The 17,966-nt window shown below is 41.8% G+C and carries 14 protein-coding genes; all 14 read left to right on the top strand.

Annotated features, from left to right (window positions below):
* The first annotated feature begins 1 nt into the window (after window position 1).
* On the top strand, window positions 2–1,270 hold the full coding sequence (rseP, locus tag BS1321_RS04100) for an RIP metalloprotease RseP (RefSeq protein ID WP_063231839.1): 1,269 nt from the start codon (window positions 2–4) through the stop codon (window positions 1,268–1,270).
* 267 nt (window positions 1,271–1,537) lie between these two features.
* Entirely contained in the window at window positions 1,538–3,238 is a 1,701-nt protein-coding gene (locus BS1321_RS04095; RefSeq protein WP_063231838.1) for a proline--tRNA ligase, read from the top strand.
* A 164-nt stretch (window positions 3,239–3,402) separates the two neighbouring features.
* Entirely contained in the window at window positions 3,403–7,725 is a 4,323-nt protein-coding gene (locus tag BS1321_RS04090; RefSeq protein WP_063231837.1) for a PolC-type DNA polymerase III, read from the top strand.
* A gap of 193 nt (window positions 7,726–7,918) precedes the next feature.
* Complete coding sequence (gene rimP, locus BS1321_RS04085) at window positions 7,919–8,392, top strand: ribosome maturation factor RimP (RefSeq protein ID WP_063231836.1); 474 nt, start codon at window positions 7,919–7,921, stop codon at window positions 8,390–8,392.
* Between the two features lie 43 nt (window positions 8,393–8,435).
* A complete protein-coding gene (gene nusA, locus BS1321_RS04080; RefSeq protein WP_063231835.1) occupies window positions 8,436–9,566 on the top strand; it encodes a transcription termination factor NusA in 1,131 nt (376 codons plus the stop codon).
* A gap of 16 nt (window positions 9,567–9,582) precedes the next feature.
* Window positions 9,583–9,858: an RNase P modulator RnpM gene (rnpM, locus tag BS1321_RS04075; RefSeq protein ID WP_061462443.1), complete on the top strand. Its 276-nt coding sequence runs from the start codon at window positions 9,583–9,585 to the stop codon at window positions 9,856–9,858.
* 4 nt (window positions 9,859–9,862) lie between these two features.
* Window positions 9,863–10,168: a YlxQ family RNA-binding protein gene (locus BS1321_RS04070; RefSeq protein WP_061144653.1), complete on the top strand. Its 306-nt coding sequence runs from the start codon at window positions 9,863–9,865 to the stop codon at window positions 10,166–10,168.
* A 19-nt stretch (window positions 10,169–10,187) separates the two neighbouring features.
* Entirely contained in the window at window positions 10,188–12,344 is a 2,157-nt protein-coding gene (gene infB, locus BS1321_RS04065; protein WP_063231834.1) for a translation initiation factor IF-2, read from the top strand.
* The gene (locus BS1321_RS04060) at window positions 12,341–12,622 is read left to right on the top strand and encodes a DUF503 domain-containing protein (protein ID WP_057913375.1); all 282 of its coding nucleotides are present in this window, start codon (window positions 12,341–12,343) and stop codon (window positions 12,620–12,622) included. The genes infB and BS1321_RS04060 overlap by 4 nt, the downstream gene beginning before the upstream one ends.
* Before the next feature lie 17 nt (window positions 12,623–12,639).
* Window positions 12,640–13,008, top strand: a complete 369-nt coding sequence (rbfA, locus tag BS1321_RS04055) for a 30S ribosome-binding factor RbfA (protein ID WP_034313607.1) — start codon at window positions 12,640–12,642, stop codon at window positions 13,006–13,008.
* Between the two features lie 170 nt (window positions 13,009–13,178).
* Complete coding sequence (truB, locus tag BS1321_RS04050; protein ID WP_063231833.1) at window positions 13,179–14,099, top strand: tRNA pseudouridine(55) synthase TruB; 921 nt, start codon at window positions 13,179–13,181, stop codon at window positions 14,097–14,099.
* Window positions 14,100–14,132: 33 nt separating this feature from the next.
* Window positions 14,133–15,083 (top strand): bifunctional riboflavin kinase/FAD synthetase, encoded by a 951-nt coding sequence (gene ribF / locus BS1321_RS04045; RefSeq protein ID WP_063231832.1) that lies wholly within the window; start codon window positions 14,133–14,135, stop codon window positions 15,081–15,083.
* Between the two features lie 135 nt (window positions 15,084–15,218).
* Complete coding sequence (gene rpsO, locus BS1321_RS04040; protein ID WP_053345367.1) at window positions 15,219–15,488, top strand: 30S ribosomal protein S15; 270 nt, start codon at window positions 15,219–15,221, stop codon at window positions 15,486–15,488.
* Between the two features lie 319 nt (window positions 15,489–15,807).
* On the top strand, window positions 15,808–17,925 hold the full coding sequence (gene pnp / locus BS1321_RS04035) for a polyribonucleotide nucleotidyltransferase (protein ID WP_063231831.1): 2,118 nt from the start codon (window positions 15,808–15,810) through the stop codon (window positions 17,923–17,925).
* Window positions 17,926–17,966 lie beyond the last annotated feature (41 nt).

The raw sequence follows: 17,966 nt of genomic DNA, 5'->3' as shown, positions 1-17,966 counted from the left end.
CATGCAGACTTTAGAAACGATTATAGCGTTCATCATCATTTTTGGCGCTCTTGTATTTTTCCATGAGCTTGGGCACTTAGTGTTTGCAAAGCGTGCAGGAATTTTATGCCGTGAGTTCGCAATCGGTTTCGGGCCAAAAGTATTCACATATAAAAAGAAGGAAACCGTTTATACCATTCGATTGCTTCCTCTTGGCGGGTATGTGCGCATGGCTGGTGAAGACGCAGAGAATATAGAATTGAAGCCCGGCTATCGAGTGGGATTAATGTTTGATAATGAAGAGAATGTTACAAAAATCATTTTGAATAATAAAGATAAATATCCTGATATTCGTCTTGTGGAAGTTGAAGTGATCGACCTTGATCATAAACTGATCCTTACTGGTTATGAAGAGGGCGAGGAAGATACACTAAAAACGTTTGCCATTCATAAAGAAGCGGTGATCGTTGAAAATGGTGTGGAAAACCAGATTGCTCCTTTTGACCGGCAATTTGCCTCAAAGTCGCTTGGGCATCGTTTCCTAACGATTGTAGCTGGACCGGCAATGAATTTTGTATTGGCTTTTGTCATTTTTGTGTTGATAGGTCTGTTTCAAGGAGTCGTGGTGGATGAAGCGAAACTTGGAGAGTTGACTCCAGATGGTTCGGCAGTAAATGCCGGTTTAAAATCGGGGGATGTCATTCAATCCATAGAAGGGACGGAAGTCTCCACTTGGGGCGATGTTCAGGAAAGCATTCAAAAGAACCCTGGGCAAGAGATCGAGTTTGTCGTTGACAGGGACGGGAAAACTTTAGAAGTTCCGGTTGTTCCACAAGAAGTGGAGAGGGAAGGGAAGAAAATCGGGATTATCGGTGTTTACCCTCCTGTTGAAAAAGCACCGATTAAAGCTATACAATATGGTTTTACAGAAACGTATTTTTGGACAAAACAAATCTTCATCATCCTTGGTGACCTCGTAACCGGTGGATTTACGATTGACAGTTTATCTGGTCCTGTAGGAATATATAAATCAACTGAGGAAGTAGCGAAACAAGGTTTATTCACGTTAATGAAATGGGCAGGGCTGCTCAGCATTAACCTGGGAATCATGAACCTTCTTCCGTTACCGGCATTGGATGGAGGAAGACTGTTATTCTTTGTGGTCGAATTCTTAAGAGGGAAACCAATTGACCGTCAAAAAGAAGGAATGGTCCACTTCATCGGCTTTGCTTTGCTGATGTTATTGATGATTGTCGTTACATGGAATGACATCCAGCGATTCTTCCTGTAAGACATGTTTGGATAATGCAAAACAGGCCAGCAGATTTATCTGTTGGTCGTTTTCTTATCTGAAGGGATTTCCTAGTTTTTTAACCGTTTTGGGGAAATTGTTTGTTTTCTAGGGAAATCGTAAGTATAATCGAGAATGAGTATATTAAATTAGCTTTTCTGAATAACGCGGAAAGTCTTTTTTGTATGAAATGACCGTATTAATGTTGCGGTATGAATTTTACCGTAGCTGCAAGTAATTTAAAGGAAATATTGAAGAGGTGCAGATATGAAACAAAGTATGACGTTGATCCCTACATTGAGGGAAGTGCCTGCAGATGCTGAAATCAAAAGTCATCAGCTGCTATTACGTGCAGGATTTATGAGACAAAACTCCAGCGGGGTTTATAGTTTTATGCCGCTTGGAAAAAAGGTGCTTCAAAAGGTTGAGGCGATCGTTCGGGAAGAGATGGAAAATGCTGGCGCAGTAGAACTGTTGATGCCGGCTTTACAACAGGCTGAATTCTGGCAGGAATCTGGACGCTGGTATACCTATGGTCCAGAGTTGATGCGGCTTAAGGATCGCAACAACCGTGAATTTGCGCTTGGTGCCACACATGAGGAAGTGATAACCAGCTTAGTTCGCGATGAGGTGAAATCCTATAAGCGTCTTCCATTAACAGTTTACCAAATCCAAACCAAATTCCGTGATGAAAAAAGACCGCGTTTCGGATTGTTGCGCGGACGTGAGTTCATCATGAAGGATGCTTATTCTTTCCATGCTAATCAAGAAAGCCTGGATGCTGTTTATAAAAATTTATATGCGGCATATTCGAATATATTTAGCCGTTGTGGGTTGAACTTCCGTGCCGTCATTGCCGATTCGGGTGCAATGGGTGGTAAGGATACACATGAATTCATGGTACTATCTGAAATAGGGGAAGATACCATCGCATATTCGGATACTTCCGATTATGCAGCTAATATTGAAATGGCACCGGTGAGTGTGAAATATGAAAAAAGCTCCGAAGAACAAATTGCACTTGAAAAAGTTCATACACCAGGTCAAAAATCGATTGAAGAAGTTGCTTCATTCTTGAATACTGATGCAGAGAAACTAATAAAATCGTTATTGTTTAAAGTGGATGAAAAGTATGTGCTTGTTTTGGTACGAGGAGATCATGAAGTAAATGATATCAAGCTGAAGAATTTCTATAACGCTTCAATTGTTGATTTGGTCGAACCAAATGAGACGAAAGAAGTCTTAGGATGCACAATTGGATCTCTTGGACCAATTAATGTCACTTCTGAAGTGGAAGTGATTGCGGATGCTGCCGTCGAAGCGATGGTAAATGGAATTTGTGGTGCAAATGAGGAAGACCACCATTATGTGAACGTAAATCCCGCTCGTGATTTTAACGTGGCCAATTATATAGATCTTCGTTTCATCCAAGAGGGTGACCAATCACCAGACGGAAACGGAAAAATTAAATTTGCCAAAGGGATTGAGGTAGGCCACGTATTCAAACTAGGAACTAAATATTCCGAAGCTATGAATGCGACATTCTTAGATGAGAATGGACGGTCGCAGCCTATGATCATGGGCTGTTATGGCATTGGTGTTTCCCGTACACTTGCAGCTGTCGCGGAACAATTCAACGATGAAAAAGGATTGGTCTGGCCAGCGAATTTAGCGCCATACCAAGTCCATTTGATTCCAATCAATATGAAGGATGAGGCTCAGGCTGCCCTGGCAGAAGATTTATATAATGATTTAAAGGCACAAGGCATGGAAGTTCTTATGGATGATCGTCAAGAGCGTGCGGGCGTAAAATTCGCAGACTCTGACTTGATTGGCCTTCCTGTCAGGGTGACTGTAGGTAAAAAGGCATCCGACGGAATCGTCGAAGTGAAAATCCGTAAAACGGGTGAGGTTCTTGAAATTGAAAGAGCTGAACTAACTCAAAAGCTTCACGAAATACTGGGATAATATAAAATAGGGGAATTAGGCATCATTCAATTGGATGATGCCTTTCCTTTTCATGGATTTGGATACTAGTGAAACATTCATGATATGTTATAATAGCCTCTGATATCAAAACGAAAATGATAGTGAATAATATCTAAAGAGATAGTAGATAGGGGAGAGAGGAAATGGATCAAAATCCAAATAGCGGTAGAGAGAGATTTCAACTCTTGCTCCAGCAAATGGACTTGACTGAGGATGCCTTTGTGAATTATTTCATAGGTGCCGAAATTGATAAACTCTCAATCGAGAGGGAGTCCAAAACATGGCATTTTGCCTTTAATATACCTGCATTAATTCCTTGCAGTGTTCATACAAGACTTGCTACTCATCTAGCAAGTACGTTTTCCCATATTGCAAAGGTTACATTCAACTTGAATGTGGCCAATCCGCAAGTGACCGAACAATTGGTGAAGGAGTATTGGAAAAATTGCATTGGCGAGCTTGAAGGCATGTCTCCAGCACTGTTATCACTTCTGAATGAACAAGTGCCAACGGTGAATGGATATAAGCTTATCGTAAGCGCCCGTAATGATACGGAGGCTGGTCAGTTGAAACGAAAATACTCCGGCATCATTTCGAATATCTACCAAACATTCGGTTTTCCTCCGCTGACACTTGAAGCGGAAGTGAAGGAAACGGTTTCGAATCCTGATTACCAGAAGTTCTTAGAAGAGAAACAAAAGGAAGACGCAGAAAAGGGACTTGCTGCCCTAGTGGAAATGCAGAAAAAAGAATCGGAAAAAGGCGGCGACGATGGCGTCTACGAAGGACCGGTTAAAATTGGCTATACGATTAAAGAAGATGCGGATTTCCGCAGAATCGAACAGATTATCGATGAAGAGCGCAGGATTGCTATCGAAGGCTTCGTATTTGATGCAGAAGTGCGTGAGTTACGCAGCGGACGAAGCCTGTTGACTTTTAAAGTCACCGATTATACGAGCTCGATATTGGTCAAAATGTTTTCGCGTGATAAAGAAGATGCTGCCATACTTGCCCGAGTGAAAAAAGGGATGTGGGTACGTGCCCAAGGCAGCATCCAAAATGATACATTTGTACGTGACCTTGTAATGATCGCAAATGATATAAATGAAATTTCTAAACAAGGACGGCAGGATAAGGCTCCAGAAGGGGAAAAGCGTGTCGAACTGCATATGCATACCCCAATGAGCCAGATGGATGCAGTGACACCTACTTCTGCGCTTGTTGCCCAGGCTGCAAAGTGGGGACATAAGGCTGTGGCCATTACAGATCATGCGGGAGCACAATCATTCCCTGAAGCTTATAGTGCCGGGAAAAAGAATGGTATCAAAATCCTTTATGGCGTAGAAGTGAATCTTGTAAATGATGGTGTACCAATTGTTTATAATGAGGCGCATATCGCTTTGGCAGATGCCACCTATGTTGTGTTTGACGTAGAGACGACAGGCCTGTCAGCTGTTTATGATACGATCATTGAATTTGCTGCAGTGAAAATTCGTGGCGGTGACATCATTGATCGATTCGAGTCATTTGCGAATCCGCATCACCCACTATCCAATACGACGATAGAATTGACTGGAATAACTGATGATCTTGTTGAAAATGCTCCAGAAGTCTCGGAAGTACTAGAAAAGTTCAAGGACTGGGCGGGCGATGCGATTCTGGTTGCCCACAACGCAGCCTTTGATATGGGCTTTTTGAATATAGGTTATAAAAACATGGGTTATCCTAAAGCTTCCAATCCAGTTCTTGATACATTGGAACTTGCCCGTTTCTTATATCCGGAGTTTAAAAATCACCGGTTAAATACATTATGTAAAAAGTTCGATATTGATTTGACCCAGCATCATAGGGCCATTTATGACGCCGAAGCTACAGGTTACCTTATGCTGAAGATGCTGAAGGATGCAATGGAAAAGGAGATTACCCATCATGATCAACTTAATGACAATATGGGTAAAGGAAATGCTTATCAGCGTTCCCGTCCTTCCCATTGTACGTTGATCGCGCAAACACAGGCTGGCTTAAAAAACCTTTTCAAATTAATTTCAATCACACACATCGATTATTTCTATCGTGTGCCCCGATTACCGCGCTCACAACTTAAAAAGTATCGTGAAGGAATCTTGGTCGGATCGGGATGCGATAAAGGGGAAGTTTTTGAAGGGATGATGCAGAAGGGTTTTGAGGAAGTCGTCGATATTGCCGAATTTTACGATTATCTTGAAATCCATCCGAAGGAAGTGTATCAGCATTTGATTGAGCTTGAATATGTACGAGATGATAAATCGTTAGAAACGATCATCTCCAATATCGTCAAGCTTGGTGAAAAATTGGATAAGCCAGTCGTAGCCACGGGAAATGTGCATTATTTGGATCCAAATGATAAAATTTACCGTAAAATCCTTGTGAATTCACAAGGTGGCGCAAATCCGCTGAATCGTCATAAGCTTCCTGACGTGCATTTTCGGACAACAGATGAAATGCTACGGGAATTCTCCTTCCTTGGTTCTGAGAAAGCCAAAGAGGTCGTGGTAACTAACACGAATAAAATCGCTGATATGATTGAAGAAATCAAGCCAATTAAGGATGAGTTATACACGCCTAAAATTGAAGGTGCAGAAGAAGAGATGCGTGAAATGAGTTATGGCATGGCAAGGAAGATTTATGGAGAGAACCTGCCGGAAATCGTGGAAGCCCGTCTTGAGAAAGAATTGAAAAGCATCATTGGCCACGGTTTTGCCGTTATTTATTTAATTTCACACAAACTTGTTAAAAAATCATTGAATGATGGTTATCTAGTTGGCTCAAGGGGATCGGTTGGGTCATCTTTCGTTGCCACCATGACTGAAATTACAGAGGTGAATCCGCTTCCGCCGCATTATGTATGTCCGGAGTGCAAGAAATCCGAATTCTTCAATGACGGTTCTGTAGGTTCCGGGTTTGACCTGCCCGATAAAGACTGTCCCGATTGTGGCATTGCTTATACAAAAGACGGGCATGATATCCCGTTTGAAACATTCCTTGGATTTAAAGGGGATAAGGTTCCCGATATCGACTTGAACTTCTCAGGTGAATATCAGCCGAAGGCCCATAACTATACGAAGGTCTTATTCGGTGAAGAGTATGTATATCGTGCCGGAACGATTGGTACGGTCGCGGAAAAAACGGCTTATGGATATGTAAAAGGGTATTCCTCTGATAATAACATCCATATGCGTGGAGCCGAGACTGATCGCCTTGTTGCCGGTTGTACTGGTGTGAAACGGACGACAGGACAGCATCCGGGTGGAATCATCGTTGTTCCGGATTATATGGATATCTATGATTTCACACCTATTCAGTTCCCTGCGGATGACAGGAATTCTGAGTGGAAAACAACTCACTTTGATTTCCATTCCATTCACGATAATATTTTGAAACTTGATATACTTGGACACGATGATCCGACTGTTATCCGGATGCTTCAAGATTTAAGTGGCATCGATCCAAAGACCGTTCCTACCGATGATCCAGAAGTAATGAAAATATTCAGCAGTACTGAATCTTTAGGAGTTACCGAAGAACAGATCATGTGTAAAACGGGTACGCTTGGCATCCCGGAATTTGGTACTCGTTTTGTCCGTCAGATGCTTGAAGATACGAAACCAACGACATTTTCCGAGCTTGTTCAGATCTCAGGGCTTTCCCACGGTACGGATGTATGGCTGAGCAATGCACAGGAACTGATCCACAACCGGATATGTACACTAAGTGAGGTTATAGGTTGCCGCGATGATATTATGGTCTATCTGATTTATCAAGGTCTCGATCCTTCCCTAGCGTTTAAAATTATGGAATCTGTACGTAAAGGGAAAGGGCTCTCGGAGGAATTCGAAGAGGAAATGAGGAAAAATGAGGTACCGGAATGGTATATCGATTCATGTAAGAAGATTAAATACATGTTCCCGAAAGCCCATGCTGCAGCTTACGTCTTGATGGCTGTCCGGATTGCCTATTTTAAAGTGCATCTGCCTTTATTGTATTATGCTGCCTATTTCACAGTACGTGCCGATGATTTTGAAATCGACGCGATGACTCGGGGATCGCAAGCAATCAAATCAAAAATGGAAGAAATTATGGTAAAGGGATTGGATGCATCCACAAAGGAAAAGAATACATTGACGGTTCTTGAACTAGCTTTGGAAATGTGTGAACGCGGATTTTCATTCGCTAAAGTGGACTTGTACAAATCCAGTGCAGATCAATTCTTAATTGAAGGGAACACTTTGATACCCCCTTTCAATTCGATACCTGGTCTCGGAACGAATGCGGCGATCAATATCGTCAACGCGCGGAAAAATGGTGAATTCCTCTCAAAAGAAGATCTTCAACAACGGGGGAAGGTTTCGAAGACCATCCTTGAATATCTTGATAAACAAGGCTGTCTGGAGTCATTGCCTGAACAAAATCAGTTATCTTTATTTTAAAGAGGAAACTGATTTCAAAAAGGAAGAAACAGACAAGGTATTTGCATAAAAATCTTGATTATGGTATATTTTTATTGGAAATACTAAGAGGAACCAATGGCAAGAGTGGGGAAACCCACTCTTTCGTGTTGTATTGACCATTTAATTTTGAATCCGAAACCAAGCGCATACAACGCACGTATGGAGGAAACAAATGAGTAAAAAGGTAACGGAAGTCGTAGAGGAATTAGCATTACCAATTCTTGAAGAATTGCAGCTTGAATTAGTCGAAGTGGAGTATGTGAAGGAAGGTAAAAGCTGGTTCCTTCGAGTGTACATTGATAAAGAAACAGGCGTAGATATTGATGATTGCGGAAATGTGAGTGAAAAACTCAGTGAAAAGCTTGATGAGGTTGATCCGATTCCACAAAATTATTTTCTCGAAGTTTCATCACCCGGAGCTGAAAGGCCTCTGAAAAAAGAGAAGGATTTCCTTAATGCTATCGGTAAAAATGTTTACATAAAAACATACGAGCCCATTTTAGATGAAAAAGAATTCGAAGGAATCTTAACCAGTTTCGATGGTGAAGAAGTGACACTCGAAGTCAGAATCAAGACAAGAAAGAAAACGATCGTCATACCATTCGAAAAGGTAGCCAAAGCAAGATTGGCGATTACCTTCTCATAAGTCAAGCAAATCATTAATTTAAATATCCGTAAGGGGGATCACCATGGGCAATGAGTTATTGGATGCTCTCTATATTTTAGAACACGAAAAAGGAATTTCCAGGGAGGTTTTGATCGACGCGATTGAATCTGCCCTTATATCGGCATATCGCCGTAACTTTAACCAAGCACAAAATGTACGTATCGACTTGAATCTTGGTAAAGGAACTATGCGTGTATTTGCCAGAAAAGACGTTGTTGACGAAGTGTTCGATTCGCGTCTGGAAATTTCTGTTGAAGAAGCAAGAGCAATTGATCCCAACTATCAGTTAGAGGATATTGTCGAAATGGAAGTAACACCTAAGGATTTCGGCCGTATTGCTGCACAAACAGCAAAACAAGTCGTTACTCAAAGGGTGCGTGAAGCGGAACGAGGCATCATTTATGCCGAATTCATCGATCGTGAAGAGGATATCATGACTGGCATCGTTCAACGCCAGGATTCCCGATTCATTTATGTCAGCCTAGGTAAAATCGAAGCTTTGCTCCCGGTGAATGAGCAAATGCCGAATGAACAGTATAAACCTCATGATCGCATTAAAGTTTTCATCACTAAAGTTGAAAAGACTTCCAAGGGCCCGCAAATTTTTGTATCCCGTTCACATCCTGGCCTTTTAAAACGTTTATTCGAAATCGAAGTGCCTGAAATTTTTGATGGAACAGTAGAAATTAAGTCAGTTGCCCGCGAAGCAGGCGACCGTTCAAAAATCTCCGTGCATTCCGATAACGAAGAAGTCGATCCTGTCGGTTCCTGTGTAGGTCAAAAAGGTCAGCGCGTTCAAGCCATCGTCAACGAATTGAAAGGTGAAAAGATCGATATCGTTAAATGGTCGGAGAATCCGGTCATTTTCGTTGCGAATGCTTTAAGCCCTTCAAAAGTACTTGAAGTTATTGTTAAAGAAGAGGAAAAGGCGACGACTGTAATCGTTCCGGATTATCAACTTTCCCTGGCAATTGGTAAGCGTGGACAAAATGCCCGTTTAGCTGCCAAGCTTACAGGCTGGAAAATTGATATCAAGAGTGAAACGGAAGCCCGCGAAGCTGGTATTTATCCTGTGGAAGAACAGGAATTCCTTTTGAGCAGAGATAGTTATGTTACTGAAGAGGAAACAGATTTCGAAGAGGATAACGAGTAATTCGAGGTGAAAAAAGATGAATAGCCGAAAAAAAATCCCGATGCGTAAATGTGTGGCTACAGGCGAAATGAAGCCGAAGAAAGAACTCATACGCATCGTTCGATCTAAAGAAGGGGAAGTCAGCCTTGATCCGACCGGAAAGAAATCGGGAAGGGGAGCTTATTTGACTCTTGATCGGGATGTTATCGAGCTGGCCAAAAAGAAAAATGTGCTGGCTAATCACCTTAGTACCCAAATCGATTCTTCCCTTTATGAACAATTGCTTGAATTAGTGAATAAGGAGAAAAACTAACATCATGACCCAACAACAACAATGGATGTCTCTATTAGGTTTGGCCAATCGAGCACGCAAGCTAATTTCGGGTGAAGAATTAGTGGTTAAAGAGATTAGAAGCGGTAATGCCAAAGTTGTTATTTTATCCGCGGACGCTTCAAAAAACACTGAAAAAAAAATATCTGATAAGTGCGCATTTTATCAGGTTCCTTTAAAAAGAGTCGAAAGCAGGTCAATGCTCGGCCATGCGATAGGTAAGGATGCTAGAGTTGCCGTCGCAGTTCTGGATGAAGGTTTTGCACAAAAACTCCGAACGCTGCTCGATTAAATTTTACGGGGGTGAACGTATGACAAAATTGCGTGTATATGAATATGCAAAACAGAAGAACGTTTCAAGCAAGGATGTAATAAATAAACTTAAAGAAATGAATATAGAGGTAACAAACCATATGACAGCATTAGACGATTCAACTGTAAATAAATTAAACGATTCAATCAAACCTAAAAACGAAGATAAAAGCCCAGCTGCTGAACCAAAAGCTAACGCTACGGTCGCAAAGTACGAAGCTGAAGCGGATGAAAAGAGCACAGTCAATAAAGAAAAACTGAAGAAGAAACCACCAGTTAAACCTGTAGGGACGAAAAAACCAACAGGTCAGTTCAACAAGGGTCGCAATAACAAGAATAAAAATAATAAACAAAGACAACAAGCGCCTCAGGCACCTGTTACAAAACGTAAAGAAAGAGAACTTCCAGAGAAAATTACGTTTTATGAGTCTTTGACGGTTATGGAACTTGGAAAAAAACTTCACCGTGAACCTTCTGAAATCATTAAAAAGCTCTTTATGCTTGGTGTTATGGCTACAATCAACCAAACTTTGGATAAAGATGCAATAGAATTGATTTGTACGGAATACGGTGTAGTCGCCGAAGAAGAGATTCGTGTCGACCTAACAGACCTTGAATCACTTGTCACTGAGGACGCTTCTGAAGATTTGATTGAACGTCCAGCTGTCGTGACGATCATGGGGCACGTTGACCATGGTAAAACGACATTGCTTGATTCTATACGCCATACAAAAGTTACTGAAGGCGAAGCGGGCGGAATCACTCAGCATATCGGTGCTTATCAAGTTAAAGTTAACGATAAGAAAATAACATTCCTGGATACACCAGGCCATGCTGCGTTTACAACAATGCGTGCCCGCGGTGCACAAGTTACCGATATCACCATTCTTGTCGTTGCTGCGGATGATGGCGTTATGCCTCAAACGATTGAAGCGATCAACCATGCTAAAGCGGCAGAAGTTCCAATTATCGTTGCTGTCAATAAGATGGATAAAGAAGCTGCCAATCCGGACCGTGTCATGCAAGAATTGACAGAACATGGTTTAGTTTCTGAAGCATGGGGCGGAGACACAATTTTCGTACCAATTTCAGCTAAAAACGGTGAGGGTATCGATAGCTTGCTTGAAATGATTCTTCTTGTAAGTGAAGTGGAGGAGTATAAAGCGAATCCAACTCGTAAAGCAAATGGAACGGTTATCGAAGCGCGTTTGGATAAAGGGCGCGGATCGGTTGCCACTTTGCTTGTTCAAAACGGAACGTTGAAAATCGGTGATCCGATTGTTATCGGTAATACATTCGGACGTGTTCGTGCTATGGTTAACGATCTTGGACGCCGTGTTAAGGATGCAGGTCCTTCAACGCCGGTTGAAATCACTGGATTGAACGAAGTGCCACAGGCCGGCGATCGTTTCATCGTCTTTGAAGATGAGAAAACGGCCCGTCAAGTTGGGGAAGTGCGTGCACAGAGACAACTTGCTTCACAACGTAATGAAAAATCCCGTGTAACCCTAGATACATTGTTCGAGCAAATGAAAGAAGGGGAAATTAAAGAATTAAACATCATTTTAAAAGCTGATGTTCAAGGTTCTGCGGAAGCAGTAGCCGCTTCCCTGAATAAAATAGAAGTGGAAGGCGCTAAAGTGAAAATCATACACATTGGCGTCGGTGCCATTACAGAGTCTGACATCATCCTTGCTACAGCTTCGAATGCAATCGTCATCGGATTTAACGTCCGTCCTGACGTGAATGCGAAGCGTGCAGCTGAATCAGAAAATGTTGATGTCCGCCTTCACCGCATCATCTATAAAGCAATCGAAGAGATCGAGTCGGCTATGAAAGGGATGCTTGACCCTGAATTCGAAGAAAAAATTATCGGTCAGGCTGAAGTTCGTACGACTTTCAAAGTATCCAAGGTAGGTACGATTGCCGGTTCTTACGTTACAGAAGGAAAAATTACACGTGATAGCGGAATTCGCTTAATTCGTGAAGGTGTCGTCATTTACGAAGGTGAAATTGATGCATTGAAACGTTTTAAAGATGATGTAAAAGAAGTGGCAACGAACTATGAGTGCGGTATTACGATTAAAAATTACAACGACCTTAAAGAAGGCGATGTAATTGAAGCGTATGTAATGGAAGAGATCGAACGTAAATGATCGTTGGCTCTGTCCAATGTGAATGCATCATCCATGACACCCATTCTTTGAAAGAAAAAAGGGCCGTGCTTCAGCGTGTCATGACACGGCTTAAGCAGAAGTTCAATATTTCTGTAGCAGAGACCGATTTTCAGGATTTATGGCAGCGGACAAAGATTACTATCGTAACCGTAACATCATCAAGGAAGGCTACTGAACGGGAACTTCAAAATGCCCTTAAATTTCTAGATTCTTTTCCGGAACTAGAGCGAACAATAACAGATATAGACTGGCTTTAGGCTATCGAGGTGATATTATGAGCCTTCGTTCAAATCGTGTTGGCGAACAAATGAAAAAAGAGCTGAGTGAAATTATCGGCCGAAAAATTAAAGATCCAAGAATCGGATTTGTTACAGTGACGGATGTCGCGGTTACAGGCGATTTACAACAGGCAACAGTTTATATTTCCGTTTTGGGTGACCAGGAACAAAGGGAGAAAACCCTTCAAGGTCTAGCTAAGGCGAAAGGATTCATGCGTTCAGAAATTGGGCAGCGAATCCGCCTGCGCAAAACACCTGAGCTGTTTTTTGAATTTGATGAATCGGTTGATTATGGTAATCGTATCGAGTCGTTGATTTCCCAAATCAATTCAGAGGATAAACCGGCTGAAAAAGACGAGGAATAAGCAAGCAGTAAAAGGAGGCCGACTCAATAAGTGCTTTGCACTTCTTGAAGTCGGTCTCTTTTTTTTTGAAAACTGAATATGTAAAATAGTGAAAAACACCTTTCGGAATTGGAATTCATTTTGCTTTATGATAGTAGTTTAAGGTGTTTTATAAATGATGAGGTGAAAGCGTGAACGGTATTCTTCCATTATGGAAACCCAAGGGGTTGACATCCCATGATTGTGTTTTTAAATTAAGAAAGATTTTAAAGACAAAAAAGGTTGGGCACACAGGTACTTTAGATCCTGATGTAACAGGGGTTTTACCTATTTGCATTGGCAGGGCAACTAAGATAGCCGAATATTTGACAGAAGCCGGTAAAGCGTACGAAGGGGAAGTGACCCTTGGTTTTTCAACGACAACTGAAGACGCAAGCGGTGAAAAAGTGGAAGAGAAAAAGGTTGATCAAGTGATTCAGCGTAAACGGATTCTGGAAGTGCTGGAATCATTGACTGGAAAAATCGAACAGACGCCGCCGATGTTTTCAGCGGTAAAGGTAAACGGGAAGAAGTTATATGAATATGCCCGTGCAGGGGTGGAAGTGGAGAGGCCGACTAGGGAGGTCACCATCTATGAAATTACCCTTCTCGATGATCGTTCTGAATTTATAGGGGAAACCATTACTTTTCGTTTTCGCGTCAAATGCAGCAAAGGAACGTATATTCGGACGCTTGCAGTCATGATGGGTGAAGAACTGGGATATCCTGCCCATATGTCTGATTTGACTCGTATTGAATCAGCAGGTTTTAAGCAGGAGGACTGTTTCACATTTTCTGAAGTGGAAGAGTTCATGGAAAGTGGACAATCGGATGAATTTCTGTTGCCTTTGGAGCGGGGATTATTTCATTTGCCCAAATTTCAGATTAGTGATAAAGTAGCAAAGAAAGTACTTAACGGTGCGGTATTGGAACAAACAAAGGATGTTGTTGTTGAAAAAGGGAAGCCTTTTGTGATGGTCGACCCAACAGATAAGGCCATTGCCATTTATCAAGTACATCCGACAAAAGAGGGATTAATTAAACCTGTAAAAGTATTGGCACAAGAATTATAGACCGTTTTACCGCCGGAAAGAGGAGATTGAAAGGTGAAAGTGATCGCAATAGAGCATCCTCATCAATTTAATTCGGATGATTTTCCCGAGCTTGTAATGGCGCTTGGATTTTTTGATGGTATACATAAAGGTCATCAGATTGTTATTCAAACAGCCAAGCAAAAAGCCGTTGAAATGAATCTTAAGTCAGCAGTCATGACATTTGACCCGCATCCTTCTGCAGTACTGGGTAGGAAAACGGAAAATATCCGCTATATCACTCCACTTGAAGATAAGGTGGATATCATAGAGTCGATGGAGATAGATTATTTATTCATTGTCCATTTCAGCAAGGAATTCGCTTCGGTACTGCCAGAACGGTTCGTTGACGAGTACATTGCCGGGCTGAATGTCCGTCACGTAGTTGCAGGCTTTGATTATTCATACGGTCGCTATGGTCAAGGATCGATGAAAGATTTGCCTGTTTACGCACAGGGCAGATTTTCGCAGACAGTCGTTGCAAAACAGACACTTGAAGATGAAAAGGTTAGCTCGACGAGAATCAGGGAAACTCTCGGTAATGGTAACTTTTCCGACTTTTATCATTTGGCTGGCCGACGCTATTTAACGAAAGGTCATGTCATTCACGGTGAAAAACGGGGCAGGAAGTTGGGATTCCCCACCGCTAATATTGAAGTAAGTGACGATTATATCTTCCCTGCTGCAGGTGTATATGCCGTCAGGATCAAAATAAGCGGTAAATGGTATAATGGGGTTTGCAATGTCGGTTACAAACCTACGTTCCACGAAGAAAAACCCAAATATCCCACTGTAGAGGTTCATGCCTTGGAGTTCTCGGGAGATATATATGGCAGCCAGGTTTCGGTTGAATGGCATACAAGACTTCGGAGTGAGCAGAAATTTTCCGGACTTGAAGCATTGGTCGCTCAAATCGAAACGGATAAGCAAAATGCAATCGCCTATTTTGCAAAGCTTGAGGCATAAAAGACAAGACTTGCAATTTTAATGAAAAACATGTATTCTATTGTATGTATGAAAATAACCATTGCTTGGCTAGTCGAGACTCCGACGCTGGCTCGGTAATAGGTGATTTTACAGAATTTTAGGAGGAATAATAACATGGCAATTACACAAGTACGCAAAAACGAACTTATCGCTGAGTTCAGAACTCACGATACTGACACTGGGTCTCCAGAAGTTCAAATCGCAGTATTAACAGAAGAAATCAACAACTTGAACGGTCACTTACGCACACACAAAAAAGACCACCATTCACGTCGCGGTCTTCTTAAAATGGTAGGTAAACGTCGTAATCTTTTAACTTACCTACGTAACAAAGACGTTACTCGTTACCGTACACTAATTAACAAATTAGGTCTACGTAGATAATTTTTTCAGGAAGGCGGGAAATTTCCCGCTTTTTTGATGTTAATCAAATGATTTGGACGTATTCTACATAAGGCTGAGCCTTCGTCCTTGGGACTCGGCAGGAGCCGGGTCCTTTTCCATTTATAAATGATCAGGATATACATAATCAAATGAATGAAATTTTTATTCATTTTACTGTTAATGCTTGTTTTTTTCGTGCATAATAGGAATAGTTTGGTTTTAACTTGAGTTCAGTTACTTTCACATATAAATGATTTAATCCAATACAGGTTTAGGTAAACTAAGCCTCTAAGTGAAGATTCAGAGAGGGGTTTAATAAATGGGACAGGAAAAACATACGTATTCATTTGACTGGGCCGGCCGTAATGTAACGGTAGAGATAGGGCAATTGGCCAAACAAGCAAACGGGGCAGTTTTAGTCCGTTACGGAGAAACTGCCGTATTAAGTACAGCAACAGCTTCGAAGGAACCAAGAAATGTCGACTTCTTCCCTTTGACAGTCAACTACGAAGAAAGACTCTATGCAGTCGGTAAAATTCCGGGAGGCTTCATCAAACGTGAAGGCCGGCCGAGTGAAAGGGCCATTCTTGCAAGCCGTTTAATCGATCGACCAATCCGTCCGCTTTTCGCTGATGGCTTCAGGAACGATGTTCAGATCATAAGCATGGTCATGAGTGTCGATCAAGATTGTTCTACGGAAATGGCAGCTATGCTAGGTTCTTCCCTTGCACTTTCAGTTTCCGATATACCGTTCGAAGGTCCAATTGCTGGAGTTGTAGTGGGGAGAATCAATAATGAATTCATCATTAACCCTACTGTTGACCAACTAGCTCAAAGTGACATCAATCTGACGGTTGCCGGCACTAAAGATGCGATCAACATGGTTGAAGCAGGAGCCAATGAAGTACCAGAGGAAACCATGCTTGAAGCAATCATGTTTGGACATGATGAAATCAAGAAGATCATTGCATTCCAAGAGAAAATTGTTGCTGAAATCGGTAAGGAAAAAATGCAGGTCACTTTATATCAAGTGGATGCTGAACTGGAAGCAGAAGTGAAAGGCCTATGTGGAGCTGACTTGAACAAAGCTGTACAAGTTCAGGAAAAACATGCTCGTGAAGACGCGATCAAAGAAGTAAAAGATCGTGTGTTGGTTCATTATGAAGAAGAAACTGATGAAGAAAAATTAAAGCAAATCAAAGAAATCCTGAATAAATTGGTCAAGTCCGAAGTCCGCCGTTTAATCACGGAAGAAAAAGTGCGTCCGGATGGCCGTAATCCAGACGAAATCAGACCATTATCATCAGAAGTTACCATTCTGCCCCGTACACATGGTTCCGGTTTGTTCACGCGCGGACAAACCCAAGCGCTATCCATCTGTACATTAGGTGCACTTGGTGATGTGCAGATTCTGGATGGACTTGGAACCGAAGAGTCAAAACGTTTTATGCACCACTATAATTTCCCGCATTTCAGTGTTGGTGAAACTGGCCCTATCCGTGGGGCAGGACGTCGTGAAATTGGTCATGGTGCACTTGGTGAAAGAGCTTTGGAGCCTGTCATTCCAAACGATAAAGACTTCCCATATACAATCAGACTTGTTTCTGAAGTGCTTGAATCAAACGGTTCAACATCACAAGCAAGTATCTGTGCAAGCACTTTGGCAATGATGGATGCCGGTGTTCCATTGAAAGCCCCAGTTGCGGGTATTGCAATGGGTCTTGTCAAAACAGGTGAGCACTATACAATCTTAACGGATATTCAAGGTATGGAAGATCATCTGGGAGACATGGACTTTAAAGTCGCAGGGACTTCAAAAGGTGTTACTGCCCTACAAATGGATATTAAGATTGAGGGTCTTTCAAGAGAGATTCTTGAAGAAGCTTTACTTCAAGCAAAACATGGCAGGATGCATATTTTGGAATCAATGATGTCAACAATCAATCAACCGCGTGAGCAGTTATCCAAATATGCTCCAAAAATCGTTACAATGTCCATAAATCCGGATAAGATTCGTGATGTCATTGGACCGAGCGGAAAACATATCAACAAAATCATTGAAGAAACTGGCGTGAAAATCGACATCGAACAAGATGGAACGGTATTCATATCTTCTACTGATGAACCAATGATTCAAAAAGCGAAGAAAATCATTGAGGATATCGTACGTGAAGTCGTAGTGGGCGAACTATACTTAGGTAAAGTTAAACGTATCGAAAAGTTCGGTGCCTTCGTTGAAATCTTCAATGGTAAAGACGGTTTGGTACATATTTCTGAACTGGCTGAAGAAAGAGTTGGAAAAGTGGAAGATGTCGTTTCACTTGGCGATGAATTATTGGTCAAAGTTACTGAGATTGATAAGCAAGGAAGGGTAAACCTTTCTCGTAAAGCGGTCCTGAAAGAGCAAAAAGAGGCAGCTAACCCTTCTCAATCGTAATAAAAATGAAAATCCGGCATGCGATTCCTTGTGAATCTGCA

Origin of the sequence: Peribacillus simplex NBRC 15720 = DSM 1321 (genome assembly GCF_002243645.1) — a bacterium.
GTDB classification, from domain to species: Bacteria; Bacillota; Bacilli; order Bacillales; family DSM-1321; genus Peribacillus; species Peribacillus simplex.
This window is presented reverse-complemented; position numbering and strand designations above follow the sequence as displayed.